We start from the raw sequence: 17461 nt of genomic DNA on the forward strand, positions 1-17461 counted from the left end.
GCAAAAAAAAAGGCTGCATCATAAAGTGCAGCCCAAGGGTGTTTCAGAATGAGTGAAGTTCAAGGTTTTAAAATCCAGGCGGTTTGGCTAGTACTGACGTACGTGCCAAGTCGCCTGGATTTTAAATAACGCAGAAATTCGCCATTCTGAAACACCCTAGTTTATTGTGCTTGTTGCTCGCCTTTACTTCCTTTAATAACTTCCATACCTTTAACAACATCGTTCTTCATTTTACACTTACCATCAAATATAGCCTTCTCTTCTACAATAAAGCTGCTTACTTCTATATCGCCGAAGAGCCTTCCCGAACTAGATATCTTAAGTTGATTAGATGCAATAACATTTCCTTCAACTAGTCCACAAATCTCAATATTACTAGTTTTCACATTGCCTATTATCTTACCATCTTCTCCAACTACTATGTCCCCGTCTACTTCAATATCACCATTAAAAATACCATCAATTCTCAATAAACCACTTGTTTTCAAAGAGCCATCAAAGGCCGCATTACTGCCTATTAATGTATCAAATCCTTGGGGTGAAACAACGCCATTCGTTTTTTTAAACATATTAAATCCTCCTATTAAAAAATTTATGAATAATCAATATGTATGTAATCAAAATAGTATCTGTAATAAAGAAAATAATTTGCTGTGAAGAATACTGTATTTTGAAAATGTTACTTATCTTCAAGTAGATTTAAAGGGTCAATATGCTGACCATTATAGCGAACTTCAAAATGTAAGTGTGGACCAGTACTTCTCCCAGTATTACCAAGCTCAGCAATTTCTTGTCCCTTTGTGACTCTGTCGCCGACATTTACAAGATTCTCTTTATTATGAGCATATACACTTTTATATCCATAGCCGTGTGCAACTATAATTACCTTTCCATAGCCACCATTCCATCCCGCGTATGTAACAATGCCACTGCCTGCTGCAATAATTTTTGTACCGGTTTTGTTAGCGATATCAATACCTTTGTGGAAGTGACGCCTTCTAGTAATAGGATGCTTTCTATATCCAAAGGGTGAAGTTATTTTTCCACCTACAGGCCAAATATCTGGTCTAGAGTCCAAATACTTTAATTGCTTTTCGACATCTGTGATTAGTGTACCGTAGTTCTCTTTTTGAGAGTTTATTAAACTTGTAATAGCATCTATGGAGTCAGTATCAGTTAAATCAGCTATCCCCTGAAGCTCTTGATTATCTATAGCTGCCATTGCTTCTGAAAAAATATCAAAGGATCTAGATGTAGTAGAGGCTTCATCGTTAACTCCACTATTTTCCATTGAATTTAGCCCCACCATGTTTCTGATTTTATTTTCAAGATCATATAGTTCTGATAGCTTGTCTATAACAAGGCTGGAAGTGTTTTTTAAATCTTCGATTTCATCATGTTGACGTTCTACAATATCGTTTAGCCGATTAATTTTATCCACTTTTTTAGTTAAATTATCGGATAATAAGTTATTATTGGTAAAAAGGTAAATCGTTGATAGTACAAAGAATAGAGAAGTGACTATGAAAGCAACTATAGAAAAATAAATTGTTGGCTTATAGAATTTGAATTGTTTGGTTTTCTTACCATCGTGAGGAATTATAACAAAGGTGAAATTTTCTTTAAACATATTTTTGAACTTTTTAAAAATATCCATAGATTATAGCCTCCAAGTATAAAAATAACAATAATAGAACACGCTTATAAATCCAACCTATAGACCCATTTTACCCAGATTGTAAATATTACAATTTTCTAAATAAAATGTTACAGAATAATTACTCTAACTATAATTCAACAAAAAAAGTCAAAATCCTCTTTAAAATATAGAGAAAAAGTAGGTGACTTATATTCACATAAAAATAACTTAAGATCGATTGCTCATAGAAAGTTTAAAAGGGATAAGCAGAGTTTTGAAATTTCTATGAATAATCATGGGTAAATAAAGGAATTTCAAATAAATTGTAGAATTTAATATAGTTGACGATTAAAAAGGATTTACAAATAATATTTATGAACAATCAAAGCTTTTAGAACATTGTTTTAAGGATTTTAGATATTGCATATAACCGCCTGAAATTTTGCCAAGGGGGCACAGTTATGAAACTTGTAAACAACAGATACAAGATACTAGACACTCTTCAAAGGGATGTCTATGGTACTACCTATATCGCTACAGACTTATCAAATAAAAGCACAAAAATACTATTGAAGCTGATTGATATTAAAAATAGGGATAAAAAATTCATAGATTATCTTATAAATAACTTTATTTCTATATCTTCAGTCAAGCATATGTACATACAAAAATGCAATAGTTTTAGTGTAATAAATACAATTGATAATAAGAAGTTCGACGACTTTCAGTATTTCTATACTGCTGAGTATGTTGGTGAAAACCTTGGCAATTACAAAACCTTGTCTGAGCAAGAGATAACTGATCTATTTATTAAACTATGCTATGCTTTAAATTATCTTCACTTTAGGGGTATAAACTACAAGTTTTTAAACTTTAAAAATATAATGACCGTTAATAATGGAAATGATATAGATTATAAACTAAAAGATTTAGTAACAATAACACAGCTCTACAAAAATATGAAGTCCTTTAGTGAGTTTAATGTTCAATTTATTGCTCCAGAAATAAGATTAGGGAAAATTGGAGATAAATCCGCTGATATCTATTCACTTGGCGTCATCTACTTCTATCTTATTAGTGGCTTAGATTATAAAAGAAACAATTTTAGTGAGGTATTTAAAAAGAATAGTAATAATTACTTATATAAAATAATTGAAAAGATGACAGCACCCGATCCAAGTAGTAGATACAAAAGTATTTTAGAGATTATAAAAGATATTGAAGGATATCTAGATATAGATTGTGATTTCTTTGATAAGGATTGCTATGAAAAGCTAAACTTCAATATTCCTTTGGTAAATAGAACTAAAGAAAAGAATATGATTCTAGAGGCTGTTAATGGCAAGCTATTAGGGAAATCAAAAAGCAATTTTATGTTTGTACATGGAGAAGATGGTGTAGGGAAAAGTAGATTCGTTAAAGAAATTAACTTTCAGATTACAATGAATAAGATAAGTGTTTGTTCCATTGAACTTAGCCAGGAAAATAATGAAATTTTTCATATTTATAAAAGGATTATAAGGTTTATAGTTACACGGAATAAAATAGATAATGAATTAGTTAGTAAATATGGAAGTGAGTTAGTAAAAATACTACCAGACCTTGCATCGATGTGGAATATAAAGCCTAGTGAAACATTGGCTGAGGATAAGGAAATACTCAGATTAAATAATCGTATCTACAATTTCATCAATGAATTCACAGCTAAAAATCCTTTAGTCATTATTATAGACAATATTAATTGTGTCCATAAGAACGACTTAAATATACTTGAATATTTAGTAAGAAATACGAAGGACAGTTCCTTAATTTTCATTTGCACCTATACTGATGAGGAAATTCATGATATTACTGAATTTCTAAATCGATTTAAAATGAAGATAAATACAAAGTTTATAGGGCTTAGGAGAATGAGCTTCGAAGAAGCTGCTATTATGCTTAAAAATATCTTGGGAATGGATCATAGGCCCATGAAATTAACTACAAAAATAATGGAAGAAACCAGTGGAAACCCGAGATATGTAGAAGAAATAGTGAAGAGTTTATTTGTGGATAAAGAAATACTCGTTAATGACTCTAGATTATGGATGGCAGATATAGATGATATATATAATTTAAAGCTTCCATCAAGTATTGATGATGCCAGGCTAAAGTCTATAGGGTCACTCGATTCCGATACTAGAAAGGTATTAGATATTATATCTGTTTTTCATACCCCCGTGTCTATAGAAACCATTTGTAAGATTATAGACGCAGATCAAAACACAACTATTAAGATTTTAGTTAGACTAGTATCTCTAAGAATCATTAATGAAAAATTTGAAGACTGGGGATATTCATATGATTATTATGATAAGCATATAAAGAAATTTATATATAATAACATTAGTGAGGAAGAAAAAAATATATACCACTCTAATGTTGCAAATGTCTTAGAAGAATTCTACCTTAGCGAAGGTAGAGATTATACCGTTGAGCTTGTGTATCATTATACTAGTTGTGGCTCATTTAATAAGGCAACCCAGTATTGCATAAAGGCAGCAGAAAAAATGGAACAATTGCATATCTATAACCAAGCTATTATTTTCTACAATAGGGCGATAGAGCTTTTAAAAGACTGTAGTGACCTCAAAGCCTTAGTAGATGTTTTGATGAAAATGGGATACATTTATGTACTTACAGGTGAGCTCGGGAAAGCTTTAGAAAAATTCACTAGGGTAGTCGAAATATCAAAAAAGAGTGGATTACAAAGGCCACTTATAGATTCACATAATAAATTAGCCTATATACATTTTTATAGGAATGAAATAGATATTGCAGAAGGTATGCTCGAAGAGTCAATTATGTTATCTAGGAATATTGAGTATGTAGAAGGCGAACTTGCAGGAGCATTACAGCAATGTAGACTTTTAGTCTTTACAAAGACTCATCCTAACTTAAAAATCCTTTTGGATAAATATATAAATATGAGTCTGAAAAACTCACAATATACCTATACAGCTCAGTTCTTTAATGAAAAGGGTAAATTATGCTATGCAGAAGGTGAAATGTCTAAAGCACGATATTGTTTTGAACAAAGTATTTTTTTCTTTGAAAAATCTAACAATAATATTGGGACAACAAGTCCTTTAAATAATATAGGTGTACTTTATTTAGAAGCTTATAAGAATATAACTAAGGCCAGAGAATATTATAATAAAGCACTAAGCTTATTTGAGAAATACAACTATATAACCGATAAGAATATTTATCTTATGAATATAGGAGAGACATATTTTTACGATGATATGTATGGCGATGCTATAAGTTATTTTGATAAAGCCGTGGATATAAGTATTGAAATAGGAGATATAAGCATTCTATTTGCTTCATATATTCATCTATGTCATACCTATTTGAGTCTATATCAGTATGATAAAGCGTACTTTTATTTGCAAAAACTAGAGGCTGAATTTAAAAATTATAGTAGATATGATATATATTTTTACGAATATTATCTTATACATGTTGACTTCTATACTCAAATACATAACTACGATTTAGCTGATAAATGGTATGAGGAATTCTTTGAAGCAATAGAAGATAGAAAAGTTGATTTTGACTTAGAACTAAAACTATTAGAGTTTAAGATGTTTAAGTTTCAATCTGATTTTCATCCAGACAAATCTATAAATATAAAAGAAATAAAACATTTTCTATTAGAAAATATTGATAAAATTCGTTTGAAGCCATTAAGAAATTTTTTGATTAACCTAGTATATATTTTGATGATAAAGGATGAAATGGACTATGTAAAGTACTTTATTGATTTAGATACGAATTTAAAGGATGAATTTAATACAGATATATTAGACTTTAAAAGGAGCTTTGCATTAGGATTACTCAGTGATAATAAAATTGAGTTTTTTAAGGAACTTTTAAATAAACTGGAAAGTAAAGAATTGTATGAGTATGAATGGAGAATATTTAAGATTTTAGGTGATGAATATTATAAAAGAGATGATTACTTTAATGCCTTAAGTAACTATATAACTTCATTAGATATATTAAAAAGTTTAGCATATAGAATTCCAGACGGGCTTAGAAAGAACTATATATTTGGGTACGAAATAAACTGTGTGGTTAAACAGAGGATAGAGGACCTAAAGACAAAGATTCTTGGTAGAGAAAAAAGTGAAAAGTGTAAGATAGAAAGCATTATAGATAGAGAATCTATAGAAGAGTTTTTTGATTTTTCAGATTTAAATACCTTTTTTAACAACAAGAAATTTATGAAGTCCGTTTACAAAGAGTCAAGGGATGAGCTGCCAGTACAGATTACAGACATAAAAGACCTTATACAAAGCTTAAAAAAGGATGAATCGTTTAACATTAAACTAATATTAAAATATTGTGCTAGATTATGCCTTGCCGAAAGAGGTTTTGTATTTATAACTAATGATCTTGGAGAAATACAAGAAGTTATAAATATTGGAAACAATGAAATAACACAAGAAATCAAAGATGTTCTCAAAACTGTAAACAATCAAGGCAATGATATAATAGTTACAAACCAGAAACAGTTTGACAGCAATCGCTTTAAACATAATGAGATTAAGTCCTTAATTTGTATACCAATTAAAAATTTTGATCAAGAAAATTTTGTTGATTCCAATGGAAATGATCGAAGAAAGTTTGAAAATAGAATATATTCAAACGAAATAGCTGGCTATATGTATCTAGATACTAAGCGTGTATTTAATAACTTTACTAAGGAAACCTATGAAAAATGCTGTACTTTAATGAACCTACTATATGTTATGATACAAAACTATGATTTAAAGAAGGTGTCAAGCATTGATAAACTGACGAATGTTTATCTAAGAAAACATATAGAAGATTTATTTAAAAAAGAAATGATACTTGCCCAAAGAAATGAATTGAAATTATCAGTTATTATGTGTGATATTGATAAGTTTAAGAATGTCAATGATTTCTATGGTCATAGAAAAGGTGATGAAGTACTTGCTAAGATAGGTAAGATATTAAAAAACAGTTTAAGAAAAACTGATCTAGTAGGTAGATATGGTGGAGAGGAATTTATAATTATTCTTCCAGAAACAGATTTAGAGGATGCATATATTGTTTGTGAAAAGCTTAGAACAGTTGTTGAGGATAAGCGATTATTAGGTAACAATACTGAATTAACTATGAGTTTTGGAATCTCATCCTTTCCGAATAATGGAAAAAATGAAGAGGAACTGATTGAAAAAGCAGATCAGGCTTTATATAAATCAAAAAAGAGTGGTAGGAATAGAACAACCATATGGGATGAACACATCGGTTATGATAAGTATAGATATGATAAACTAGCTGGTATAATAACAGGTAATATTTCTACAGATCATCGAAATGTAAACTTTATATTAGATGTAATTGAATTGTTAAAAAAATCCACTGCAAAGACCGATAAGATATTTGAAGTCCTTGGATATCTTATAGAAATTACTGAAACGGAATTTGCAGCCATTTTTGAAGTGAAAGATGGTATAATAAATGAAATCCATGTAAGAGAGAGAGCAAATGCTAAATGGGTAGAAGATTTTAAGTTTAATAATGAAATAATAGCTGATTTTATAGACAAAAAACAGGGTGATTTTTTCATAGATTGGAATGATATTTCTAAGGTAGATAATTTTACAGGCGTTCCAAATTGGAATTCGTTTATAATTGTTCCTCTGATTAATGAAGATGTACAGAAAGGAATTTTACTTTTATCTGTACCAATCAATGAAAAAGAACTAGACTTTAAAGTATTTAATTTAGTTAATTCCTTAAGTGGCATTATAGGTTCAATGATTTAAAATAAAGAATTCAAGATAAAAGAGGTGAGAGGTATGACAGTTACAATTAAAGATGTTGCAAAACAAGCAAATGTGTCGATTTCTACTGTGTCGAGGGTAATTAATGATTCAAAACCAGTTAGCGATGAGATAAAACAAAGAGTGTTAAAGGTTATAGAGGAAACTGGATATACTCCAAATCCTGTTGCAAGAAGCCTTGTAATGAAAAAGAGTCAACTTATAGGTATTATTGTTCCTAATATTTCAAATTTCTTCATTGGAGAAGTATTAAATGGTATAGAAGAGATTGGAAAAATGTATGGGTATGATATACTTCTTTGTAATACCTATGGAGAACTCAATCAAGAACTAAGATACCTAAATCTATTGAAATCAAAGCAGGTTGAAGGAATAATATTTATGACCTGGGAGTTAAGAGAAGAGCATAAAGAGTTTTTTAGTAAAGAAGATGTACCAATAGTAATGATAAACAGAGATACTTCTGACTATGATATTACTTCAGTTTGTATAGATCATCACCAGGCATCCTATGATATGACGAAATACCTTATTGAAAAAGGGCACAAAAGAATAGCGCTTATAAGAGGATGGAAGGAAAACTATGTTTTTGGTATAGACCAATATGAAGGATATGCAAAGGCTATGAAAGAGCATAATCTTGAAATAGACGAAAGATTAGTTAAGGATTGTCATTACAACCTAGAAATGGCCTATGATGCTGTTGGAGAAATGATAGCCGATGATATTTTGCCGACTGCAATATTTGCTACAACAGACTCCATGGCCTTTGGAGCAATAAATTGTCTTATCGATAACAATTTTAGCGTACCAGAAGATGTTTCTGTAGTTGGATTTAACGATATCAAGCTTGCATCAATCTACAGGCCTAAATTGACTACCATAAGACAGCCGATATATGATATTGGAGCTGTGGCAATAAGAGTTATAATTAAGAAAATCAAGGGTGAGCAAACTAAAGAAAATATTTTTATTCTACCCCATGAGTTAGTTGAAAGGGATAGTTGTAGAAACATTAAATAAAATGTATAGGGTTTACATAGAGATAAGCAACTTTAAGGTGTAATAAATTTCTGCGAAAAAATGTAGAAGCGTTCATTATTTTCACAAAAATTTACTTTGAATATTAATGTTGCATATCTATAGTAGAACTTAATCTATACTTAAATTCCTATAAAAAGCTTATTGCGATTTCTATATATTAATCTGGGTTTAAGAATATTTTCGCTCCTGCTGACAAATAATAACACTTAGCAGGAGGTGATATTTTGAAAAGAGTAGCTGTAGAAAAATCTTTAAGCAATGTAAAAGATTACTTAAAGGAACAAGGATATGATGTTGAAAGTCTAGAAAATAATAGAGACAAAATTAATTCCTTTGATGCTATTGTAGTAACAGGTCAAAATAGCAACTTTTTAGGTATGCATGATACCTCTACAAATGGAACTGTTGTATATGCTAAGGGATTAACACCTGAGGATGTACATAAAGAACTTCAAAGGACTTTATAAAGAAAAGAATAAGAGGATGTCTCAGAATAACGCAGAAATTCATTCATTCTGAAACACCCCGGGGGCTGTACTTATAAGATTTCTTTATAAGACAGCCCTTTAATTAATATCTTTATTGAAATCTGTTGAGTTTAGATTGAAACTTTGATAGTATAGTCATATCGTGTAATCTTAAAATAAATAATTAGACAGGTGGTTGTATGACTATAAATGACTTTTTACCTATAAGTAAAGAAGATATGCAAAAAAGGGATTGGGAAAGAGTAGACTTCATTATAGTTACTGGAGATGCTTATGTTGACCATCCTAGCTTTGGTGCAGCAATAATTTCGAGGACCTTAGAAAATATTGGGTTTAAAGTGGGAATAATAGCCCAACCTGATTGGAAAGACACTAAGGATATAAAAAAACTGGGAAGACCTAGATTGGGTTTCTTAGTGACAGCTGGAAACCTAGATTCTATGGTTAATCATTATACAGTAAGTAAAAGACCGAGAACAAAGGACTCATATTCGCCCGGTGGTAAGGCTGGACTAAGGCCTGATAGAGCTACAATAGTATATTGCAATTTAATAAGACAGGCCTATAAGAAAATGCCAATCATTATTGGCGGTGTTGAAGCAAGTTTGAGAAGGTTTGCTCACTACGATTATTGGAGTGACAAGGTTAGAAAATCTATCCTTATTGATAGCACGGCAGACTTATTAGTTTATGGTATGGGAGAAAATCAAATAAGGGAAATAGCAACCAATCTAAATGATGGTCTTGAAATACAGTATATAAGACATATACATGGAACTTGCTTTATAACTGACGACCTAGAGAATATATATGATTATAGATCAATTCCATCTTTTGAAGAAATAGAAGATAATAGGAAGAGTTTTGCTAGGGCATTTAGAATTCAATACGAAGAACAAGATCCTGTGACAGGGCAGGTACTTGTACAGAAGCATAGAAATAAGTATCTAGTTCAAAACCCACCAACTATGCCTTTGACTCAGCTAGAATTGGATAAAGTATATTCTCTGCCATATCAAAGAAATTATCATCCATCCTATGAAAAGTTTGGAGGAATTCCAGCAATTACAGAGGTAAAACACAGTATAATTAGTGAACGAGGTTGTTTTGGTAACTGTTCATTCTGTTCATTGGCTTTTCATCAAGGTAGAATCATTAGAAGTAGAAGCCATGAGTCAATAGTAGAGGAAGCTGAAAAAATAACTCAGGATAAAGATTTTAAAGGATACATACATGATGTCGGAGGCCCTACAGCAAACTTCAGGCACGTTGCCTGTGATAAACAATTAAAGAAGGGTGCATGTAAGAATAAGCAGTGCCTATTTCCAGACCCATGTAAAAACCTTACAATTGATCATAAGGACTATCTTGAGCTACTAAGAAAGCTTAGAGACATTCCTAATGTAAAGAAGGTTTTTGTAAGATCAGGGCTTAGATATGATTACATTATTGCAGATAAAGATGAGGAGTTTTTTAGGGAGTTTTGTACCCATCATGTAAGTGGCCAGCTAAAGGTTGCTCCGGAGCATATATCCGATGAAGTATTAAAACTTATGGGGAAGCCTGGTAGAGATGTATACGAAAAGTTTGTAGATAAGTTTTATGCTATTAATAAAGAGATAGGTAAGAAACAATTTATTGTGCCCTATTTAATGTCGAGTCATCCTGGAAGTACGCTAAAGTCGGCAATAGAACTAGCAGAGTACCTAAGAGACATTGGTTATTATCCTGAACAGGTACAGGATTTCTATCCAACTCCAGGAACATTGTCAACTTGCATGTATCATACGGAATTAAACCCAATGGATATGAAACCTGTGTATGTTCCTAAAAATAAGTTGGAAAAGGCTATGCAAAGAGCTTTATTACAGTATAGAAGTCCCAAAAACTATGACTTAGTAGCCAAGGCATTGATACTTGCTGGTAGAGAAGATTTGATTGGCTTTGAACCAAAATGCTTAATACGACCAAAAAACAAGGAAAATCCTAAAGCTAAGAAAAAGACTAATAGTGGTAAGAGAAACTTTAAAAGTAAGAAAACAAAAGGACGACAATCCAAGAGAAGATAGATAAACAAGGGCACATACTGTAGCAAGTATAGTGCCCTTATTAACTATACATATAATGCAAATAATGAAACTCAATTTTTACTAAAAATAATATTGTATTAGTATGCAGAGTATGTTATAATATTTCCTAAGTCCACATTTGGAATACAAATGTTTGTGTACGAAATACATAGGAGGCTATTATGAAGAATAAATATCTAGTAATTGACAAAAAAATATTGCCAGATGTTTTTGAAAAGGTGTTAAAGGCTAAGGAATTAATAAGAAGCGGTAAAGTTAAAGGAATAACTGAGGCGGTTAAAAATGTTGGTATTAGTAGGAGTACTTTTTATAAATACAAAGACTATGTTTTTGCATTATCAGAAGGAAACTTAGGAAAAAAGGTTACTATCTCTCTTCTTTTAGAGCATGAGACTGGAATACTATCGGATCTTTTAAACCTAATTGCGGATAAGAAGGGTAATATACTAACAATAAATCAGAATATACCGATTAATAAAATAGCCAATGTCAGCATAACCTTTGATATTTCGAGCTTAGAAATTGACTTTGATGAGCTAATGGATGAAGTAAAAAACGCACCAGGAGTTATAATGACCAATTTAGTAGCTATGGGATAGGGGGAGAATCGTAATGAAAATTGCAATATTAGGAATGGGAAACGTAGGAAGCGGCGTATATCAAATAGTACAAGAAAACTCAAAGGAAATATTTAAATATTTGGGAAGCAATATTGATGTTTCAAAGATATTAGTGAGGTCAAAGAATAAAGAGAGAAAGCTTTCAGTAGATAATGAAATGCTAACAACTGATTTCGATGATATTTTAAAGGATGAAGAAATAAAAATTGTAGTTGAGCTAATGGGAGGACTAGATCCTGCATTTGAACATATTAAAAAAGCTATCTGCCATGGTAAACATATAGTTACAGCTAACAAGGCTATAATGGCTACGCATGGAAAGGAACTTCAGGACTTAGCAAATGAGAATGGTGTATTTATAAAGTACGAAGCCAGCGTTGGTGGTGGAATACCTATCATAAATACACTTATGGAAAGTTTAGCAGCCAATAAAATAGAAGAAATCATAGGAATCATAAACGGTACAACAAACTATATTTTAACTCAAATGACAAGTGAGAATCTTAGTTTTGAAGATGCTTTAAAATTAGCTCAGGATAATGGTTATGCAGAAGCAAACCCGACTTCAGATATAGAAGGAGAAGATGCGGCATTTAAGATATCAATTTTGACATCTATTGCATATGGTTTAAACGTACCAGCAAAGATAATTGATAGAGAGGGTATCACAAAGATACAAAAGAGTGATATTGAATATGCATCTGAGCTAGGCTATAAGATTAAGCTTTTAGCAGTTTCTAAAAAGCATGAAGATTTTATTGAGATCTATGTACACCCAGCTCTAGTTCCAAATGAGCATCCATTGGCTGCCATTAATAATGAGTTTAATGCACTATTTGTAAAGGGAAATGCAGTGGGAGAACTTTTACTATGCGGTAAGGGCGCTGGATCACTTCCTACAGGAAGTGCGGTTCTAGCTGATATATTATCTGTAGCAAAGGCAATTAAAAATGATATAGAGAATAATGTAGCAGCCTGCGACTCCGAAAGTGATATAGAAGTAAAGGGTATAGGTAAAAGTCAATACTATGTTCGCCTTCAGGTAGTTGATAAACCAGGAGTCTTAGGTAATATAGCTATGACATTTGGTGAATATGGGATAAGTCTTGAGTCAGTGGTTCAAAAAGGCAGGGGTGAAGAGACAGTGCCGTTAGTATTTATTGCCCATGACATAGAAAAGGAAATGTTAGATAAAGCTTTAGAAGAAGTTGGCAGATATGAGTATGTAGAAAGAGTTGCAAGTATATTAAAGGTTGAAAATATATAGAGGTCAGTAATGAATGTATATATAAACAAATTTATACATAAAAATTAACTTCTTGTATTGACTTTAATCTCTTATGGCATTACAATTATATGAAAACCCAATATCGATACAAGGTTTTAGCTTTATAATTCTTAAATCAAAATATAAATATTTTTGCATAATAGCTATGAAGGATAGTAGTAAATAATGAATCTATTATAGAGAGTCGGTGGGTGGTGCAAACCGATATAGAGAGTTATTGAATCCGATCCTAAGCTGTATAGGGGTAAGAAACCTATGCCGGTAGTTACCGTTAAATAATAAGGCTGTGATTATTTACAGTAAAACAAGGTGGTACCACGTGGATTAATGTTCCCCGTCCTTGACGTATGTCGAGGACGGGGTTTTTATTTTTAAAAATAGGCATCATGAAATTTATATTACACAGAAAAAAATATAAAAATATGTTAAAAGGGGAGAGGGTAACATGAATAAAGAAATAAAAGTGTTGATTGCCGAAAGGGTAAATATCGAAGCAATAAAAAAAGTATTAGAAGCCGAGGTAGAAGTAGATGTAAAACTTGACCTAGAGAGAGAAGAATTGTTAAAAGAGATTGAAAATTATGATGGGCTTATAGTTAGAAGTAGCACTAAGGTAAATAAAGAATTATTTGAGCATGCTAAAAAGCTTAAGGTTGTAGGTAGAGCAGGAAATGGTATAGATAATATTGATATAGAAGAGGCTACAAAGCATGGTGTAGTTGTAGCTAATACACCAGATAGTAATAGTATTTCAGCATGTGAGTTAACTATAGGACTTTTATTAGCATCATCTAGAAAGATAACTAAAGCAAATAGCTATCTTAAATCTGGGAAGTGGGATAGAAAGCGCTTTATTGGAACTGAACTTTACAATAAAACCTTAGGTATCATAGGTCTTGGAAGAATAGGAGGGCTAGTTGCAGCTAGAATGAAGGCCTTCGATATGAATGTTATTGCCTACGACCCATATATACTTGACGAAAGATTTGAAAGATATGGAGTAACAAAGAAAGAAACTCTGGATGAATTATTAGCAGAGGCAGACTTTGTAACTGTTCACACTCCTAAAACTCCTGAAACAATTGCTATGATTAGTGATGAACAGATAAAGAAGATGAAGGATGGAGTAAGGATAGTAAATGTTGCAAGGGGAGGTATAGTCGATGAGAAAGCGCTTTTAGAGGGGATAAAAAGTGGCAAAGTAGTAGGTTCGGGTATAGATGTACATGAACAAGAACCTTCATACAACAACCCACTTTTTGATTTAGAAGAGACCGTTGTTACTCCCCATATTGGAGCAAGTACTAATGAAGCTCAAGAAAATGTAGGGGTATCAATAGCAAAGCAAGTTTTATGTGCTCTAGAAGGTGAAGTAGTCCCAAATGCAATTAATTTACCAACCCTTAATAGAGATGAGCTCAAGGAAATAAAGCCATATTTGAACCTTATGGAAAAACTGGGTAAAATGTATTATCAGCTGTATTCATCACCAATAGATGTAGTAGATATAAGTTATCATGGAAATATCTCTAACCAAGATGTAGAGATGATTACAGTGGCATTTATCAAGGGTTTATTAGAACCGGTTATTAAAGAGCGTGTTAACTATGTAAACGCAAGACTAATTGCGAAAAAACGAGGAATGATTGTTAATGAAAGTAAATATAGTGAGAACTATAACGGATATACTGATCTAGTTAAGGTTAAAATCAGAAGTAAGGATGATGTTTTCACACTCTCAGGAAACCTATCTACTAAAAATGAAGGCAGACTTGTTGAAATACTTGGCTATGAGGTAGATGTTATGCCTAGTGAGCACATGATAATCATACAAAATAAGGATATTCCAGGTGTTATAGGTCAGATAGGAACATTATTGGGCAATGAAAATGTGAATATTGCTTCAATGCAGGTAGGTAGAATAAATATGGGAGAAGAGGCATTGATGTTATTAAACGTTGATAACAATGTATCAAGTGAAACCCTAAAGAAGGTTAAAACAATAGATAATATCATATCGGCAAAAAAAGTTAGACTTTAGCATAATTTTGAACAAAAAATCCTTCAGGAAACTAATAAACTTCCTGAAGGATTTTTTGTTCGATACCCCAAAGCATTGATTTAGCTATATAGCACTTTATTGCGATAAAACACTAGTTTGCTAACAAATTTTGATAATTTGCAAAAAAATTGTAAAAAAGTGATGGGAAATCGTTTATAATAAAGAGTAGAAACACATATCACTTTCATTTCGTAAAGATCTTTTCGTTTTAAACTGGCATTCATGGAAATTTTGAAAGGTCGTAACAGGGTTTTAGATTTTCTATGAATAATCTGGATTTAAGTTCCAAATATCATAAAAGCATTTATGATTTGAAAACATAAAATTTTATTACCTAAACAATAATATCTTAAAAAGGAGAGGAAATTATGTCTATTATTTATATTGATGGCGAAAGCTTAACTATTGAAGATGTTGTAAAAGTTGCAAGAGAGAACTGCAAGATAGAACTTACTGATGAGGCTGTTGTGAGGATTAACAAGGCGAGAGAAGTAGTTGACGAGTTTGTTGATAACGAAAAGGTTGTATACGGAATAACTACTGGCTTTGGAAAATTCAGTGATGTAGCTATATCAAAGGAAGAAACTAAAGACTTACAGACGAATCTTATAATGAGCCATGCATGCGGAGTTGGAAATCCTTTAGACGATGATATAGTTAGAGCAATTATGCTACTTAGAATAAATAATTTATCAAAGGGTTTTTCTGGAATAAGATTATCAGCTTTAAAGGTTTTAATGGATATGGTTAATAAAGGAGTTCATCCAATTATACCTGAAAAAGGATCACTAGGTGCCAGCGGAGACTTAGCTCCACTATCTCACATGGTTCTAGTAATGCTTGGTATGGGTGAAGCTAACTATAAAGGAGAAAGACTTTCAGGTAAGGAAGCAATGGAAAAGGCGGGAATTGAGCCAATTGAATTAACTTCTAAAGAAGGTCTGGCGCTAATTAACGGAACACAGGTTATGACAGCGGTTGGAGCCTTAACTGTATATGATGCAATAAAGGTTATGAAAATGGCAGATATAAGTGCATCTATGACTTTAGAAGCATTAAACGGTATAACTGATGCCTTTGATAGTAGAATACACGCTGCAAGACCGCACAAAGGTCAAGGTGATTGTGCACAGAATCTTTTAAAGATAACTGAAGATAGCAAGATGACTACAAGACAAGGTGAAATAAGAGTTCAAGATGCATACTCACTAAGATGTACTCCTCAGATTCACGGAGGAAGTAGAGATGCAATTGAGTATGTATTAGGCAAAATAAATATTGAAATGAATTCCGTTACAGATAATCCAATAATCTTTGTAAATGAAAAGGACGTTATATCAGGAGGTAATTTCCACGGACAGCCAATGGCTTTAGCATTTGACTTCCTAGGTATAGCAATAGCAGAGCTAGCAAACGTTTCTGAGAGAAGAATAGAAAGACTTGTTAATCCTCAATTAAGTGGTTTGCCAGCATTTCTAACAGAAAAGGGTGGACTTAACTCAGGTTTCATGATTGCTCAGTATTCTGCAGCATCCTTAGTATCAGAAAATAAGGTTTTAGCTCATCCAGCAAGCGTTGACTCTATACCTTCATCTGCTAATCAAGAAGATCATGTTAGTATGGGAACGATAGCTGCTAGAAAGGCAAGAGAAATTTTAGGAAATACGATAAACGTTTTAGCAATCGAAATATTATCAGCTGCTCAAGCAATAGATTTCCATGAAAATAAAGAGTTAGGAAATGGAACTAAAACAGCATATGATATTATAAGAAAAGAAGTGACTACTCTTCACGAAGATAGAGTAATGTACTTTGATATAAATAAGTGTGCTGACTTAATTAAAACCCATAAGATAGTTGATGCAGTAGAAGAGAAAATTGGTAAATTAAACTAATAACTATAAATAGATGTTTATATAAAAAATAGGAAAATACTAAGCCCAGATTGTTTATAGAAAATCTTGAGAGTTGTAAGAATATATTATTCTGCATTTTGATTTTTTATAGATAATCTGGGTTAAACTATTAGTATGTCTTTTCGAATTTTAATAGAAGCAATTTAACAAAGGAAATTCATATAAATTTGTCGATTTATCATGTTATTTATTCGTAAAAAGATTGACATATAAATATTTTAAATGATAAGATATAGACAAAATATACTAAATGGAGTGGAAGTTGATGCAACCCAAAGAGAGAATTGACAGAATAAATCATCTTGCCAAAAAAGCTAAGACTGAAGGCCTAACCGATCTAGAGAAACAAGAGCAAAAGAAGCTTAGAGAGGAATATCTAAAGACTTTTAGAAAAAACTTTAGAGGGCAATTAGATCGTATTAAATTTGAAGATTAATAATAAAACAAAGATTA

Annotated in this window: 11 protein-coding genes and 1 other annotated feature; of the genes, 9 read left to right on the forward strand and 2 right to left on the reverse strand. The window is 31.8% G+C overall.

Features of this window, described 5'->3' with window-relative positions; genetic code table 11:
• Positions 1 to 161: 161 nt before the first annotated feature.
• Together R9X47_RS26780 and R9X47_RS26785 are read right to left on the reverse strand one after the other, a co-directional pair.
• A complete protein-coding gene (locus R9X47_RS26780) occupies positions 162 to 569 on the reverse strand; it encodes a bactofilin family protein (protein WP_432664113.1) in 408 nt (135 codons plus the stop codon).
• 110 nt (positions 570 to 679) lie between these two features.
• Positions 680 to 1657, reverse strand: a complete 978-nt coding sequence (locus R9X47_RS26785) for a M23 family metallopeptidase (protein WP_432664114.1) — start codon at positions 1655 to 1657, stop codon at positions 680 to 682.
• 443 nt (positions 1658 to 2100) lie between these two features.
• Here R9X47_RS26785 and R9X47_RS26790 point away from each other — a divergent pair, with 443 nt between their 5' ends.
• The 9 genes from R9X47_RS26790 to R9X47_RS26830 all read left to right on the forward strand — a co-directional run bounded on the left by R9X47_RS26790 (position 2101) and on the right by R9X47_RS26830 (position 17444).
• Positions 2101 to 7482, forward strand: a complete 5382-nt coding sequence (locus R9X47_RS26790; RefSeq protein WP_432664115.1) for a diguanylate cyclase — start codon at positions 2101 to 2103, stop codon at positions 7480 to 7482.
• Between the two features lie 33 nt (positions 7483 to 7515).
• The gene (locus tag R9X47_RS26795; RefSeq protein ID WP_432664116.1) at positions 7516 to 8523 is read left to right on the forward strand and encodes a LacI family DNA-binding transcriptional regulator; all 1008 of its coding nucleotides are present in this window, start codon (positions 7516 to 7518) and stop codon (positions 8521 to 8523) included.
• Positions 8524 to 8768: 245 nt separating this feature from the next.
• Complete coding sequence (locus R9X47_RS26800) at positions 8769 to 9011, forward strand: YkuS family protein (RefSeq protein WP_432664117.1); 243 nt, start codon at positions 8769 to 8771, stop codon at positions 9009 to 9011.
• Between the two features lie 200 nt (positions 9012 to 9211).
• Entirely contained in the window at positions 9212 to 11101 is a 1890-nt protein-coding gene (locus R9X47_RS26805; RefSeq protein ID WP_432664118.1) for a YgiQ family radical SAM protein, read from the forward strand.
• A 182-nt stretch (positions 11102 to 11283) separates the two neighbouring features.
• Entirely contained in the window at positions 11284 to 11721 is a 438-nt protein-coding gene (locus R9X47_RS26810) for an ACT domain-containing protein (RefSeq protein WP_432664119.1), read from the forward strand.
• Between the two features lie 13 nt (positions 11722 to 11734).
• Positions 11735 to 13009, forward strand: a complete 1275-nt coding sequence (locus tag R9X47_RS26815) for a homoserine dehydrogenase (RefSeq protein ID WP_432664120.1) — start codon at positions 11735 to 11737, stop codon at positions 13007 to 13009.
• 157 nt (positions 13010 to 13166) lie between these two features.
• Positions 13167 to 13375 (forward strand) — a binding site (T-box leader).
• 100 nt (positions 13376 to 13475) lie between these two features.
• A complete protein-coding gene (gene serA / locus R9X47_RS26820; protein WP_432664121.1) occupies positions 13476 to 15071 on the forward strand; it encodes a phosphoglycerate dehydrogenase in 1596 nt (531 codons plus the stop codon).
• A 389-nt stretch (positions 15072 to 15460) separates the two neighbouring features.
• Positions 15461 to 16987 carry a histidine ammonia-lyase gene (hutH, locus tag R9X47_RS26825; protein WP_432664122.1) on the forward strand — a complete coding sequence of 509 codons (1527 nt, stop codon included), beginning with the start codon at positions 15461 to 15463 and terminating at the stop codon, positions 16985 to 16987.
• 286 nt (positions 16988 to 17273) lie between these two features.
• Positions 17274 to 17444: a DUF896 domain-containing protein gene (locus R9X47_RS26830; RefSeq protein ID WP_432664123.1), complete on the forward strand. Its 171-nt coding sequence runs from the start codon at positions 17274 to 17276 to the stop codon at positions 17442 to 17444.
• Positions 17445 to 17461: the final 17 nt, after the last annotated feature.

It is taken from the genome of Wukongibacter baidiensis (assembly GCF_050888315.1).
Taxonomy (GTDB): Bacteria; Bacillota; Clostridia; order Peptostreptococcales; family Caminicellaceae; genus Wukongibacter; species Wukongibacter baidiensis.

What these genes read in the sequence shown, in the direction of transcription:
- R9X47_RS26780 (WP_432664113.1), bottom strand. Translation starts at nt 569, where the DNA reads ATGTTTAAAAAAACGAATGGCGTTGTTTCACCCCAAGGATTTGATACA.
- R9X47_RS26790 (WP_432664115.1), top strand. Translation starts at nt 2,101, where the DNA reads ATGAAACTTGTAAACAACAGATACAAGATACTAGACACTCTTCAAAGG.
- R9X47_RS26830 (WP_432664123.1), top strand. Translation starts at nt 17,274, where the DNA reads ATGCAACCCAAAGAGAGAATTGACAGAATAAATCATCTTGCCAAAAAA.
- R9X47_RS26805 (WP_432664118.1), top strand. Translation starts at nt 9,212, where the DNA reads ATGACTATAAATGACTTTTTACCTATAAGTAAAGAAGATATGCAAAAA.
- R9X47_RS26785 (WP_432664114.1), bottom strand. Translation starts at nt 1,657, where the DNA reads ATGGATATTTTTAAAAAGTTCAAAAATATGTTTAAAGAAAATTTCACC.
- R9X47_RS26815 (WP_432664120.1), top strand. Translation starts at nt 11,735, where the DNA reads ATGAAAATTGCAATATTAGGAATGGGAAACGTAGGAAGCGGCGTATAT.
- R9X47_RS26795 (WP_432664116.1), top strand. Translation starts at nt 7,516, where the DNA reads ATGACAGTTACAATTAAAGATGTTGCAAAACAAGCAAATGTGTCGATT.
- serA (WP_432664121.1), top strand. Translation starts at nt 13,476, where the DNA reads ATGAATAAAGAAATAAAAGTGTTGATTGCCGAAAGGGTAAATATCGAA.
- R9X47_RS26810 (WP_432664119.1), top strand. Translation starts at nt 11,284, where the DNA reads ATGAAGAATAAATATCTAGTAATTGACAAAAAAATATTGCCAGATGTT.
- hutH (WP_432664122.1), top strand. Translation starts at nt 15,461, where the DNA reads ATGTCTATTATTTATATTGATGGCGAAAGCTTAACTATTGAAGATGTT.